General features: G+C 71.7%; 9 protein-coding genes and 2 pseudogenes. 6 read left to right on the top strand and 5 right to left on the bottom strand.

Features of this window, described 5'->3' with window-relative positions; translation table 11 throughout:
* Positions 1 to 640: 640 nt before the first annotated feature.
* Both ACGFSA_RS05885 and ACGFSA_RS05880 read left to right on the top strand, forming a co-directional pair.
* The gene (locus ACGFSA_RS05885) at positions 641 to 883 is read left to right on the top strand and encodes a type II toxin-antitoxin system prevent-host-death family antitoxin (RefSeq protein WP_366690015.1); all 243 of its coding nucleotides are present in this window, start codon (positions 641 to 643) and stop codon (positions 881 to 883) included.
* Positions 883 to 1,257 carry a type II toxin-antitoxin system VapC family toxin gene (locus tag ACGFSA_RS05880; protein WP_393300199.1) on the top strand — a complete coding sequence of 125 codons (375 nt, stop codon included), beginning with the start codon at positions 883 to 885 and terminating at the stop codon, positions 1,255 to 1,257. Before ACGFSA_RS05885 ends, ACGFSA_RS05880 begins: the two co-directional genes overlap by 1 nt.
* A 102-nt stretch (positions 1,258 to 1,359) precedes the next feature.
* On the opposite strand, the gene ACGFSA_RS05875 is transcribed toward ACGFSA_RS05880, so the two are convergent.
* The 3 genes from ACGFSA_RS05875 to ACGFSA_RS05865 are packed head-to-tail and all read right to left on the bottom strand — an operon-like array spanning position 1,360 to position 3,650.
* A complete protein-coding gene (locus ACGFSA_RS05875; RefSeq protein WP_393300196.1) occupies positions 1,360 to 1,779 on the bottom strand; it encodes a RidA family protein in 420 nt (139 codons plus the stop codon).
* A 6-nt stretch (positions 1,780 to 1,785) separates the two neighbouring features.
* Positions 1,786 to 2,544 (bottom strand): IclR family transcriptional regulator, encoded by a 759-nt coding sequence (locus tag ACGFSA_RS05870; protein ID WP_393300193.1) that lies wholly within the window; start codon positions 2,542 to 2,544, stop codon positions 1,786 to 1,788.
* Entirely contained in the window at positions 2,541 to 3,650 is a 1,110-nt protein-coding gene (locus ACGFSA_RS05865; RefSeq protein ID WP_393300190.1) for a sugar kinase, read from the bottom strand. The genes ACGFSA_RS05870 and ACGFSA_RS05865 overlap by 4 nt, the downstream gene beginning before the upstream one ends.
* A 137-nt stretch (positions 3,651 to 3,787) precedes the next feature.
* Here ACGFSA_RS05865 and ACGFSA_RS05860 point away from each other — a divergent pair, with 137 nt between their 5' ends.
* The 3 genes and pseudogenes from ACGFSA_RS05860 to ACGFSA_RS05850 all read left to right on the top strand — a co-directional run bounded on the left by ACGFSA_RS05860 (position 3,788) and on the right by ACGFSA_RS05850 (position 8,733).
* Positions 3,788 to 5,098, top strand: coding sequence for an alanine racemase (locus ACGFSA_RS05860; protein WP_393300187.1), 1,311 nt, complete (start codon positions 3,788 to 3,790; stop codon positions 5,096 to 5,098).
* A gap of 196 nt (positions 5,099 to 5,294) precedes the next feature.
* A pseudogene (locus ACGFSA_RS05855) lies at positions 5,295 to 6,950 on the top strand (amidohydrolase family protein); the annotation flags it as partial.
* A gap of 232 nt (positions 6,951 to 7,182) precedes the next feature.
* Complete coding sequence (locus ACGFSA_RS05850; RefSeq protein ID WP_393300184.1) at positions 7,183 to 8,733, top strand: S8 family serine peptidase; 1,551 nt, start codon at positions 7,183 to 7,185, stop codon at positions 8,731 to 8,733.
* A 162-nt stretch (positions 8,734 to 8,895) separates the two neighbouring features.
* Here the strand turns inward: ACGFSA_RS05850 and ACGFSA_RS05845 are convergent.
* Positions 8,896 to 9,435 (bottom strand): annotated as a pseudogene (locus ACGFSA_RS05845) (SIP domain-containing protein); the annotation flags it as partial.
* 155 nt (positions 9,436 to 9,590) lie between these two features.
* Between ACGFSA_RS05845 and ACGFSA_RS05840 the strand changes: the two are divergent.
* Entirely contained in the window at positions 9,591 to 9,752 is a 162-nt protein-coding gene (locus ACGFSA_RS05840; protein ID WP_393300181.1) for an NUDIX domain-containing protein, read from the top strand.
* A gap of 314 nt (positions 9,753 to 10,066) precedes the next feature.
* Here ACGFSA_RS05840 and ACGFSA_RS05835 read toward each other — a convergent pair whose 3' ends face one another.
* Complete coding sequence (locus ACGFSA_RS05835; RefSeq protein ID WP_393300178.1) at positions 10,067 to 12,778, bottom strand: AAA family ATPase; 2,712 nt, start codon at positions 12,776 to 12,778, stop codon at positions 10,067 to 10,069.
* Between the last annotated feature and the right edge of the window lie 144 nt (positions 12,779 to 12,922).

Below are 12,922 nucleotides of genomic sequence, written 5' to 3'. Positions count from 1 at the left end.
TAAGTTCCGTACCACTGCGGAGGGTTACCGGACTCCGTTCCGATTCCCCATGTTTAGAATTCGTTCGCGCACGTCAGAATGGATCTTCGCGGATCGACGGCAGGCTCCGGAGGCGGGGCTCGGTCACTGTCCGACGATCTCGGCCCACCCACCCGCGAGAGACCTCGAACTGCGCGCGAAAAGATCACCGGAAAGTGTCAACGGAATGTGCCTCCGGGTGACTTCGGCCGACAGCGGTCCGGACCACCGGACCGCGCGATTCCATCGCGCCCACCACGGCCGTCGAGCCCGCCGATCGCAGCCGCCGGCGTCGGAAGCCTTGACAACTCAATTGGTCTGGACCAGATTGTCGCCCAGCGGTGGCCACCCCTCCTCGTTCCACCTCCGCTCCACCCCGCGACACCCCGTGTCCTACCCCCGGCACTCGCCGGCACCCCAACTGGGACGCCAAGTCGGGCAACGCCTGGTCGAACCCCGCACGTCCACGGCCTGCCGTAACCCATGACCCGGCGTCCTTGAGCACCAGTCCTTGACCAGCAGCGCCACCGCTCCCCCGGTGGCGCTGCTGCATGTGCGCTATGGTGATCCTGTGCTTAGTCCAGCACTTAGTCCACCTCTCGATCCCACGTGTGAGGCAGCCATGGAAGCAGCCCGCCAGTACAACGTGCACGAGGCCAAGACCCACTTCTCGCGCATCCTCGAACAGGTCGCCACCGGCGAGGAAGTCGTGATCAGCAAGGCCGGTGAGCCGGTGGCCAAGGTCGTTCCGCTGCACCCCAAGGTCAGGCGGACGGGACGCGGATCCTTGAAGGGGCAGATCCACCTCGCCGCCGACTTCGACGAGCTGCCCGACGAGATCGCCGACGCCTTCGGGATGCACTGATGCGCCTGCTGCTCGATACACATGTGATCCTCTGGTGGCTCGACGATTCCTCCGAACTCTCCGGGGAGATCAAGGACCTGCTCGACACGGAACCTTCCGTGTACATCAGCGCGGTCTCTGCCTGGGAGATCGCGATCAAGCAGTCACTCGGCAAGCTGGAAGGGCCGAAGGACCTGGCGGAACGGGTCCGGGACAGCCAGTTCACTTCGCTGCCGATCACCGCAGGACACGGCGTACGGGCAGGCAGGCTGCCCGCCCATCACCGCGATCCTTTCGACCGGATACTGGTCGCACAGGCCCAGACCGAGGGAATGACGATCGTCACCCGCGACAAGTGGATCCCGCACTACGACGTCCCGGTCATGATCGTCTGACCACCGCGCTGGTGGGGTGCGGCACGGCGCCCCCCTCGATGCGGGGCGCCGTGCCGTGTGGCGTGGTGGTGCGGTGGGGCAGGCGGATCAGCCGGGGACCGTTCAGCTGAGGACGGCGAGCGCGTCGATCTCGATCAGCAGGCCCTTGGGGAGGCCCACGTACACCGTCGTACGCGCGGCAGGGGCCTCCTTGAGGTTCTGCTCGCCGAAGTACGTGTTGTAGATCTCGTTCATCTCCGCGAAGTGGTCAACGTCCGTGAGGTAGACGCGCATCATCATCACGTCGTCCCAGCTCGCGCCGCCCTCCTCCAGGATCGCCTTGACGTTGGCGAACGTCTGGAGGGTCTGCTCGCGCAGCGTCGGGCCGGCCAAGGTGGGGGCCCGGCCAGTCCCATCGCGATCGGCGGGCAGGAAGCCGACCTGGCCGGCGACCTGGAGGATGTTCCCCTTCTTCACGCCGTGCGAGAACTTGGCGGGCGGCGTGGTGTGGGTGCTGGGGGTGAGGGCGGTCTTCTCGGTCATCGCGGTTCAGGCCTTCTTGGGTTGGGGAGTGCCGGAGTACTCCCGGCTGATGGTGTCGGCGGTGCGGCGCACCAGCGGGAGCTGGGTGAGGAGTTCCTCGGCCGTGACCACCACATTGGGTGCGGAGACCGACATGGCAGCGGCGACACGGCCGTCCGCGCCGCGGATCGGGGCGCCGACGCAGTTGATGGACTCCTCGTGGCCGCCGAGGTCGGTGGCCCAGCCCTGTTCGCGGACGACGGCGAGTTCCTTGAGGAAGGCACCGGCGTTCGGGACCGAACGGGACGTGTACATGGGGTAGTCGAGCTTCTCGGCGATCGCCCGCCGTTCGGGCTCGGACAGATCCGCGAGCAGCAGCTTGGCGACGGCTGCGACGGTGATCGCGACGGGCTTGCCGATCCGCGAGTACATCCGGACCGGGTAGCGGCTCTCGACCTTGTCGATGTAGAGGACTTCCCCCTCCTCGTACACCGCGAGATGGACGGTGTGCCCGCACTGCGCGTTGAGCTCGACGAGGTGGGGGTGGGCGATCTCGCGTACGTCGAGGTTCTCGACGGCCTCCTGCGCGAGGGCGAAGAGGCGGGCGCCGAGGCGGTAGCGCTGGTCCTGCTGGCGGTAGACGAGACCGTGTTCGTGCAGCGTACGGAGCAGGCGGAGCGCGGTGGACTTGTGGACGCCGAGGCGGTCGGCGACCTGGCCGAGGTCGGCGGGGCCCTCGGCGAGGAGCGGCAGGATGCTCAGCGCGCGGTCGACGGTCTGGCTCATGTCGGGTGTACCTCCTGCGGGGCCGGGCTCCGGTCGATGCCGGCGCGGTCGGCTGCCGTCCAGCCGGGACCGAGACGAAGTCTCCCCCAGGCCGCGTCGTCGAGAGCGACGAGTTCGTCGGCCTGGGCACGGGCCGGCGGCTGGGTGAGATCGCCGGGGACGGTGAGAACGGCGGCGGCCATGAGGTGGCCGTGGCGGACGCGGTCGCGGACGGAGAGCTCGCGGAGGGTGGCGGAGAGGAAACCGGCGGCGAAGGCGTCGCCGGCGCCGACGGCGGCGACGACGTCCACGTGGAGAGCGGGGACGGTTGTGACGGAAGAACCGGCCCCTCCGGCGATCGAGGAGCGGGGTTCGGGGCGGCGCCCCGAGAAGACCGTCGCCCCCTCCGACCCCCGCTTGACCACGAGCACCGCCGGCTCCGGCAGTGCCGCACGGATGGCGTCGGCGCCCCGCAGCCCCCAGGCCTCCTCCGCCTCGTCCTCACCGACGAAGACGAGATCGGCGCGGCGCGCGAGGTCGAGCAGCACGCCCGGCCCCTCGTCGCCGGCGCGCCACAGGTGCGGGCGGTGGTTCACGTCGAAGGAGATCAACGGGCGGCCCGGGCGGGGCTCGGTGAGGGAACGGAGCAGGGACAGGCAGTCCGCGGAGAGGGCCGCCGTGATACCGGTCAGGTGCAGGATGCGCGCGTCGAGCAGGTCCGCGTACGGAACGTTCGCCGGGGACATCGCGGAAGCCGCCGACCCGGCCCGGTAGTACGCGACTTCATGGGTGCCCGTCGCCCGGTCCGCCGCCGTACGGAAGTAGATGCCGGTGGGGCGGTCGGAGTCGCGCCGGACTGCCGACGTGTCGACCCCGTAGGCCGCGATCGCGTCGACGAGATGGTCGCCGAACCCGTCCGCACCGACCCGGCCGACCCACTTCGCGCGGTGTCCCGCCGCCGCGAGCGCGCAGGCGACATTGGACTCGGCGCCCCCGATCGCGCGCCCGAAGGACGGGACGTCGGCGAGGCGGCCGGGCTGCGAGGGCAGGAACGTCACCATGGACTCACCGAGGCAGACGACATCGGCGGTGGCGGCTCCACGTCCCGCGGCTGCGGGTCCGGACAATCTGGGCTCCTCGCTGGTCAGCGCTCCGCACCGGCTCTCACCATTGACCCGGCGTCGGCTCGGATGTTAGACAGCGTCAAGCGATATGCGCAACGGGTGTTGCATATGGTGCAACGAACAGATTTCGAGGAGGGTCCATGGCCACCGACGAGAACGTCGCGACAGCTCCCCACACGCTCGGTGAACTCGCCGCCGAGCGGGTCGACCACCGTTTCAAGTCGCTCCCGCCCGACGCCGACGGACTCACGGTCGGCGCCCTCGCCGCCGAGCGCCGCAACCTCTTCACCGGTGGCTTCACGACGCCCGTCCTCGCCCTCTCCGCCGAGTCCGTCGCGCACAACCTCGCGCTGCTGGAGACGTACGCCGAGCGTCACGGGCTCGCGTTCGCCCCGCACGGCAAGACGTCCATGGCGCCGCAGCTCTTCGCCCGGCAGCTGGAGCACGGCGCGTGGGGCATCACCGCCGCCGTGCCGCACCAGGTCCGCGTGTACCGCGCATACGGGATCGAACGGATCTTCCTCGCCAACGAGCTCGTCGACGCGGTCGCACTGCGCTGGCTCGCCGGCGAGCTGGACTCCGACCCCGACTTCCACTTCATCTGTTACGTCGACTCGGTGCGCGGCGTCGAGCTGATGGACGAAGCGCTGCGCGCCGCGGGTGCGGTCCGTCAGGTGGACGTGGTCGTGGAACTCGGCGCCGGTGAGGGGGCCCGCACGGGTGCCCGTACCGAGGCCGACTGCGCGGCGATCGCGGACGCGGTGGCCGCGGTGGGGACGCTGCGTCTGGTCGGGGTCGCCGGTTACGAGGGCGAGGTGCCGGACGCGTCCACGGAGCGGGTACGGGACTGGCTGCAGCGGCTCGTCCGGGTGGCCGCCGACCTCGACAAGGCGGACCGGTTCGCCGCACTGGCCGCCGACGACCGGATCGTGATCAGCGCGGGCGGCAGCGCCTGGTTCGACACGGTCGCGGAAGTCTTCGCGGAGATCCCCGAACTCACTCGTCCCGTATGCAAGCTGCTGCGTTCGGGGGCGTACGTCTCGCACGACGACGGGCACTACCTGCACCTCACCCCGTTCAACCGGGTCCCGGAGGAGGGCGCCCTGCAGCCCGCGTTCCGTCTCTGGGCCCAGGTCGTCTCGCGGCCGTCCGACGAGCAGGCGTTCGTGAACGCGGGGAAGCGGGACGCGGCGTACGACCTCGATCTTCCGCAGGCGCAGGTCGTGCGGTCCGGGCGGGACGGTTCGGTGCGGGCCGCCACCGGCATCACCGTCACCAAGCTGTCCGACCAGCACGCGTGGCTGCGCACCGAGGCCGGAGCGGCACTGGAGGTCGGGGACTGGGTCGGCATGGGGCTGTCGCACCCGTGCACGTCGTTCGACAAGTGGCAGTTGATTCCGCTTGTCGAGGCGGACGGCACCGTCACGGACTACATCCGCACGTTCTTCTGATCCCCGCGGGCGCTGCCCTCGGGCCCACTCCAGCCCCTCCGGCGATTTCCACTCCAGCCCCTCCGGCGATTGAGGAGCGGGGGTGCGGGGGCAGCGCCCCCGGTTGTGGGCCCGCTCCAGCCCGTCCGGCGTTTGAGGACCAGGGGGCTGGGGGGCAGCGCCCCCGGTCACGGGAAGGGGCGGGGAAGGGAGGGGAAAGAACACCGGCGCGGAAAGGCCGCACACCATGGATCTCGTCATCCGCGACGCCGCCGTCATCGACGGCACCGGCACCCCCTCCTACCGCGCCGACATCGGCATCACCGGCGGCCGGATCGCCGAGATCCGCAAGGAGGGCGAGGGGCACGGCCCCCGCCCGACCGCCCGCCGTACCCTCGACGCCGACGGCCTCGCCCTCTCCCCCGGCTTCGTCGACATGCACGCCCACAGCGACCTCGCGCTTCTCCGCGATCCTGATCACAGCGCGAAGGCCGCCCAGGGCGTCACCCTCGAAGTGCTCGGCCAGGACGGGCTGTCGTACGCCCCGGTCGACACCCGCACCCTCGCCGAAGTGCGGAAGGCGATCACCGGCTGGAACGGCGACGGCGGTGACATCGACTTCGACTGGCGCACGGTCGCCGAGTACCTGGACCGTCTCGACCGCAACTTCGGCGGCGAGGGCATCGCGGTCAACGCCGCGTACCTCATCCCGCAGGGCACCGTGCGGATGTACGCCGTCGGCTGGGACGACCGCCCCGCCACCGACGCCGAGCTGACCCGGATGAAGGAGCTCGTCGCGCAGGGGATGGCGGACGGCGCGGTCGGCATGTCGTCCGGGCTGACGTACACCCCCGGCATGTATGCCGACGACGCCGAACTCACCGAGCTGTGCCGGGTGGTGGCCCGGCACGACGGCTACTACTGCCCGCACCACCGTTCGTACGGGGCGGGCGCGCTCGGCGCATACGAGGAGATGGTCCGGCTCACTGGTCACGCGGGCTGCGCCCTCCATCTCGCGCACGCCACCATGAACTTCGGCGTGAACAAGGGCAGGGCGCCGGACCTGCTGGCCCTCCTCGACGACGCTCTCGCCGCGGGCGCGGACATCTCCCTCGACACGTATCCGTACACCCCCGGCTGCACCACACTCGTGGCCATGCTGCCCAGTTGGGCGAGCGAGGGCGGCCCGGAGGCCGTCCTGGAACGGCTCGCGGACGACGCGACGGCGGAAACCGTCCGCCACCACCTGGAGGTCATCGGCTCGGACGGCTGCCACGGCGTGCCGATCGAGTGGGACACCATCGAGATCTCCGGTGTGAGCATGCCCGCCCTCGCCGACCATGTCGGCCGTACGGTGGCCGAGTCCGCGCGGCTGCGGGGCGAGGCCCCCTGGGCGACCGCCCGGCGGCTGCTCCTCGACGACCGGCTCGGCTCGACGATCCTCCAGCACGTGGGCCACGAGGAGAACGTCCGGCAGATCATGCGCCACCGTGTCCACACCGGTGGCAGCGACGGCATCCTCCAGGGCGACAAGCCGCACCCGCGCGCGTACGGCACGTTCCCGCAGTATCTCGGCCGGTACGTAAGGGAGTTGGGCATCCTGTCACTGGAGGAGTGCGTCGCCCACCTCACCTCCCGCCCGGCGGCCCGGCTGCGGCTGCCCGACCGGGGGTACGTCCGCGAGGGCTACCGCGCCGACCTGGTCCTCTTCGACCCGGAGACGGTGGCGGCCGGCTCGACGTTCGAACAGCCGCGTACGTTGCCCGTCGGCATCCCGCACGTGCTGATCGACGGCCGCTTCGTCATCGAGGACGGCCGCCGGACGCAGGTGCTGGCGGGTCGGGCCGTGCGGGGAGCGGGCCGCGCCCGCTGATCCAGGCCGTGCGGGGAGCGGGCCGCACTCGCTGATCCGGCCCGAAGGGCCCCTACGACCGCAACGGCGACGGGGTCGTGGACGCGACCTGCACGGGTGGCAAGCACGTGAACGGGTTCCATGGCTTCGGCATCGTCAACGCCCTGCGAACAGCCAAGTAAGCCCGCCGATCAACTTGTTGAGTCTCCGCACGCGTCATACCACCCATACCGCGAACCAACTGGAGACCTCTATGACAGCGCCGCGCACGTGCTCCCGTCGCCTCGTCGCCCTTCCGCTGGGGATGGTCATGGCGACCGCCCTCGCCTGCCTGCCCAACGTCACGGCGTCGGCGGCCGAGGCGGTCCCGACGGCCACGACGGCCACGACGGCCACGACGGCCACGACGGCCGACGCGACCTCCCTCAGCTACATCGTCAACGTCGCTACCGGACAAGGCCCGTCCACGGCGGTGAAGAAGGCCATCGCCGACGCGGGCGGCACCATCGTGATCTCGTACGACCAGATCGGGGTGATCGTCGTCCACTCCTCGAACCGCGACTTCGCCCGGACCGCCCGTAAGGTTCCGGGCGTGCAGTCGGCCGGCGCCACCCGCAACGCGCCCCTTGCCGCGCAGTCGACGACCGAGGTCGGCGCGACGCGGGTGCTCAGCGCCAAGGAGGTCGCGAGCGCTCAGGCGGCCGAAGGCCAGGACCCCCTGGAGCCGTCGCAGTGGGACTTGCCCGCCATCAAGGCGGACAAGGCGCACAAGAAGACGCTCGGCAGCCGCGACGTCACGGTCGCCGTCATCGACACCGGCGTGGACGACACCCATCCCGACCTCGCCCCGAACTTCAACCGCGAGGCGTCCGTCAGCTGCGTCTCGGGCAAGCCGGACACCGCGGACGGGGCCTGGCGGCCGAGCGCGTCGGAGGGCGCCGCCCACGGTACGCATGTCGCGGGTGTGATCGCGGCAGCCAAGAACGGCATCGGCATGACCGGCGTCGCGCCCGGCGTGCGGGTCGCCGGCATCAAGGTGTCCACCCCGGCGGACTACATCTACACCGAGGCCGTGGTCTGCGGCTTCGTCTGGGCGGCCGAACACCACGTGGACGTCACCAACAACAGCTATTACACCGACCCCTGGAACTTCAACTGCCTCGACGACCCGGACCAGAGGGCACTCGTCGACGCCACCACCCGGGCCTCGCGGTACGCGGAGCGCAAGGGCACGGTCAACGTCTCGGCCGCGGGCAACGAGCGCCGCGACCTGGACGCGGACTCCATCACCGACCCCGCCTCCCCGAACGACGGCACGCCGGGCGACCGCGTGATCGACCCGCACAAGTGCTTGGTCCTGCCGCCCCAGCTGCCCGGTGTGGTGACCGTGGCCGCGACGGGCGCGAAGGGCATCAAGTCGTCGTTCTCCAACTACGGTCTGAACGTCGTGGACGTCGCCGCGCCCGGAGGCGACTCCATCCTCTACCAGCCCCCGGCCCCGCCGGCCACCGAAAGTGGGATCCTCGGCACGATGCCCGGCGGCACGTGGGCCTACAGGGCGGGCACGTCGATGGCGTCCCCGCACGTCGCGGGGGTGGCCGCCCTCATCAAGTCGACGCACCCGCACGCCACCGCCGGCCAGGTGAAGGCCCTGTTGTACTCCGAGGCCGACGCCACGCCGTGCACGGATCCGTACGACATCGACTCCGACGGCAAGATCGACGCCGTGTGCAAGGGTTCGAAGAACCACAACGGGTTCTACGGGCGGGGGATCGTGAACGCGTTGAACGCTGTGACGAAGTAAGCGGCTTCCGCGCGCAAGGGGTTGGCCGTCGACTCCGTCGGTCAAGGGCGGCCCCTTTGTGAGGCCCGTCGCCGTCGGCGGGCCTCAGTGTTTCGAAGCGGGAGCTGCGGGCGAGGTGCCGTAGCTGTCGTCGCACGCCTGCCAGTGGGTACGGGACAGCCCTCAGGACGGGGCCCGGTCCTCCGCCGCACGCTCCTTCGCCCAGGCCAGGTCCTCCTCGGTCGGGGCGTCGTCCTGGGTCAGCCTGCGCCGCCAGTAACCACTGAACTCCACCGCCGACCTGGGCATCCCGCGCTCCTCGACCAGGTGGCGGCGCAGCGTCCGTACGGTCCCCGACTCCCCCGCGAGCCATGCGGCCCCCGACCTCGCCTCGCCCGGCAGCTCCGCCGCGCGGACCAGGTCCGTCAGTTCCTCCCCCGCGTGCGCCCAGCGCACGGTGACCTCGGCGGCGGAGGAGAGCCGCTGCTCCTCCCCCGCGTCGACGACCGCCACGTACGCCACCGCGCGCATCCCGGCCGGGAGTGCTTCGAGCAGCAGGATGTTCGGCCGGAGGTAGGCACGAAGGGCTCCGGCGAGTCGGCCGATGGCGTCGGCGCTCTTCAGCTTGCGGACCATGTCGTCGAGGGTGGTGAAGTAGACGGAGAACCCGGCCCTGCAGGCGGCGACCGCGAGGGCGACGGCGATATGTGTCTTGCCTACTCCCGACGTTATCGAGGGTTCGGTTCGAGATTCGGCATATTGCCGCTGGGTGGGACCTTCATGAGCGGGCCGTCGAAGCGGCGGTGAACGACGCTGAACAGGCGATAGCCGAGTTCGACGGGGCCTGCCGGTGGCTGACTGCTGCCCGGCGGGGACCGATGGAGCCTCTTGCAGCCGAGGTCTGGGTGTTCGACAAGGATCTTGCCCGGGTGGTGTTGGTGAAGCACCGTTGGCGGGGTTGGGTTCCTCCGGGCGGGAAGGTCGAGGCCGGGGAGACACCGCGCGAGGGCGCCGTCGCCTTCATCGGCCGCAAGCCCTGACGAGCCGGAAGGCACCAGCGCAGGAGCGCGGTGCAGGTACGCTCCCGCTGCCCGGCACGACCGCCGAACCCCTCGACGGCGGCGTGGAACCCGTCTGGGGCACGATCGGTGACGAAGCGGAGGGGATGTGGAGCGAACCCTCACTGCCAGCCGGGTTCCTGCTCGTCCTGCCCCTTCCCCCCGCAACTCTGGCCGATCCGGAACTCACCGCGGCAGCCGACGGCTCCGTCACCCTCGCCCTGAGTGACCTGCCGACAGCGAGGATCGGTGAGCGACAGCGACTGAGGCGGTCTTCAGGTGCAGGGACATGCCGGTCATAGGTCGAGCGGGAGAGCGGTGAGCTCGGCGCGGGAGCTGACGCCCAACTTGGAGTAGCAGTTCCTCAAGTGAAAGTCGACGGTGCGTGAACTGACGAACAGCTGCGCGGCCACCTCCCGGTTCGACAGGCCCTGCCGGACCAGGGCGGCGACCTGGCGTTCCTGCGGGGTCAGCTCGGTGGCGGTGGTGACGTCGCGGCGGCGGGCGGTCTCCCCGGAGGCGCGCAGCTCCTGCGCGGCCCGCTCAGCCCACGGGGTGGCGCCGAGGTCCTCGAACAGCGCCAGCGCGGTGCGCAGGTGCTCGCGGGCGTCGACCCGGCGGCGGGCGCGGCGCAGGTGCTCGCCGAAGGCCAGGTGGGTGCGGGCCCGGTCGGGCAGCCGCGGCGAGCCGACGTGCGCGGCGAGTGCCCGCTGGAAGTGGGTCTCGGCGTCGCCGCCGCCGGCGAGCAGGGCGCGGCCGTGCTCGACGACCGCGGTCGCGGCCGGCAGACCGGTCCCCGCGGCGAACTGCTCCAGCTCAGCCAGCCAGGTGCGGGCGAGGTCGGGGCGGTCGCCGCGGAGGGCGGCGTCGAACAGGTCGAGGGCGGCCAGGCGGCGCCATGCCGGCCCTTCGATCTGCTGGAGGTGGTGCAGCGCGGTCGCCGGCTGCGCGGCCGCGCGCAGCCCGCGGGCCCAATGCGTCAGGTCGGCGACGAGGCCGTCGGTAATGCCGACCGGGTGCTTGTGTCGGATCTCGGTGACCCTATCCAGATGACGGTCGGCGTCGTCTCCACGCAGCGCCGCGACCAGGGCGAGTTGCGCGGTGGGCAGCGCGGTCAGCCCCGGGTGGCCTGTGCCGGCGGTCAGCGGCAGCGCCTCGGCGGCGGCACCGGCGGCCTTCGACCAGGCGCCGGCCGCGATCTGGAAGTGGACGCCGCGGGTGAGGGCGTGCTCGACCATGTTCAGCGCGCCGGCGCGGCGGGCGGCGGTCAGCTGCTGCTCGTGCAGCCGCAGTCCGCGCTCGTCATCGTCGATCAGTATCGCGGCGATGCCCAGGTTGGGCTGCAGCACATGGTCGTCGACCGGGTCCGCGTCGGTGACGACGAACGCGCACCGGAAGAACTCTGTGGCGGCCGCCCAGTCGCTGCGGGCGACGGCACCGAACCCGTGCAGCAGAGCCCACACCGCCCGCACCCGGGGCGGCGCGTCCGGCGCGGGCTCGGGCACCAGCACGGTCGGGTTCAGCACGCGCGGGGATCGGGCGCCGAACGCCGCCAGCGCCGCGGCGAGCATCGCCAGCTGAGCCGCCAGCGCCGCGTCCACGTCGGCGGCGACCTCGGCGGCCTGCAAGATGAGGTCATAGCCGTCGTTCAGCGAATGGGTGTTCCACTCGATCTGCCCCTGCAGCGCGAGCAGTTGCGCTCGTGGCAGTGGATCGATCACCTCCGCCGCAGCGGCCTGGGCGAGTGCCGAGGCGCGCGACGGGTGCGAGCCCAGCCAGGCCGAGGACGCGGCAAGGTACAGCCGCCGGCCGCGGGCCTCACCGCCGACGGTGAGCTCGGCGGCGCGGGCCCACGCGGCGGCCGCGGCCTCGTGGCCACCGCGGTCCGCGGCGCGCTCGGCAACCCCGTCAAGGGCGGCGACGATGTCCTCGTCGGGCCGGTCGGCGGCGGCGGCCAGATGCCAGGTCCGCCGCTCGGAGTCGCCGGTCAGCACGTCAGCGAGCACTCGGTGCGCGGCGCGGCGCTGCGCGCTGGTGGCTGCCCGGTAGACCGCCGAGCGCACCAGCGGGTGGTAGAGGGCGACGGCATCGCCGTCCACGCGCAGCAACCCGGACCGCTCCACGGCATCCAGGGCGGAATCAGCGGATTCGAGGCGCTCGGCGGCGGCGCGGACCACGGTCAGGCGGGCGGTGTCGTCGGTCGCGGCGACCAGCAGGAACCGCTGCGCGGGCTCGTCGAGGTGGCGGTAGCGGTCGAGGAAAGCGCGCTCCACGCCGCCGGTCAGAGGCAGCGGGGTGGGCAGCGGCGCCCGGCCGGCCAGCTGGTCGGCGGTGAGCACCCCGGCCAGCTCGACCAGCGCGAGCGGGTTGCCGCCGGTGCCCGCGACCAGCTGGTCGCGCACCGCCGGGTCGATGTCGGTCCCCGCGCGGGCGGACAGCAGCGCGCCGGCGTCGGCGCCGGTCACGCCGCCGAGCACGACGGTGGGCAGGTCCCCGGCGTCGAAGCGGCGGGCGTCGCCGTCGCGGGCGGCAAACAGCAGCGCCACGCGCTCGGCCTGCAGCCGACGGGCGGCGAACAGCAACGCAGCTGCCGACGCGTCGTCGAGCCACTGCGCGTCGTCGACGACGACCAGCAACGGCGCCTGTTCGGCAGCGTCGGCAAGCAGGCTCAGCGTGCCGAGAAACGCCAGGAAGCGGTCGCCCTCGCCCTCGGCCTCACCCATCACCGCGCGCAGCGCCGCGGCCTGCGGCGGCGGCACGGCGTCGATTCGGGTGCGCAGCGGCCACAGCAGCCGTTGCAGCGCGGCGAAGGCCAGCGGCGATTCGGACTCCACGCCGGAGGTGCGCAGCACCCGCAGGTCCAACGCGGTTGCCAGCGCGTCAGCCAGCAGCGTCGACTTGCCGACCCCGGCGACGCCGCGCACCACCAACGCGCCGCCGCTGCCGGTGCGGGCTGCGTCAAGCAGGGCGGCGATCGCCGCGCGTTCGGGATTCCGTCCGGCCAGCACGAGTCCAACGGTATCGAACGCGCTGGTGAAATGACCCTGCGTGAGTGAGCATGCCGACCGCGAGCGTGGCAGCCGACCACCACCCCCACTTCCGCGGAGAAGCCCTGTCGGCCCACCCGCCGCCGAACCGGCGGCCCCCACCCA

This window comes from Streptomyces sp. NPDC048496, assembly GCF_043200055.1.
Classification (GTDB): Bacteria; Actinomycetota; Actinomycetes; order Streptomycetales; family Streptomycetaceae; genus Streptomyces.
The sequence above is the reverse complement of the archived record's forward strand: the minus strand, read 5'-3'. Positions and strand labels throughout refer to the sequence as shown.

Bases quoted from the DNA above. Each gene is read 5' to 3' on its own strand.
- ACGFSA_RS05885 (WP_366690015.1), top strand. From the start codon at position 641: ATGGAAGCAGCCCGCCAGTACAACGTGCACGAGGCCAAGACCCACTTC.
- ACGFSA_RS05850 (WP_393300184.1), top strand. From the start codon at position 7,183: ATGACAGCGCCGCGCACGTGCTCCCGTCGCCTCGTCGCCCTTCCGCTG.
- ACGFSA_RS05875 (WP_393300196.1), bottom strand. From the start codon at position 1,779: ATGACCGAGAAGACCGCCCTCACCCCCAGCACCCACACCACGCCGCCC.
- ACGFSA_RS05870 (WP_393300193.1), bottom strand. From the start codon at position 2,544: ATGAGCCAGACCGTCGACCGCGCGCTGAGCATCCTGCCGCTCCTCGCC.
- ACGFSA_RS05880 (WP_393300199.1), top strand. From the start codon at position 883: ATGCGCCTGCTGCTCGATACACATGTGATCCTCTGGTGGCTCGACGAT.
- ACGFSA_RS05840 (WP_393300181.1), top strand. From the start codon at position 9,591: ATGGAGCCTCTTGCAGCCGAGGTCTGGGTGTTCGACAAGGATCTTGCC.
- ACGFSA_RS05860 (WP_393300187.1), top strand. From the start codon at position 3,788: ATGGCCACCGACGAGAACGTCGCGACAGCTCCCCACACGCTCGGTGAA.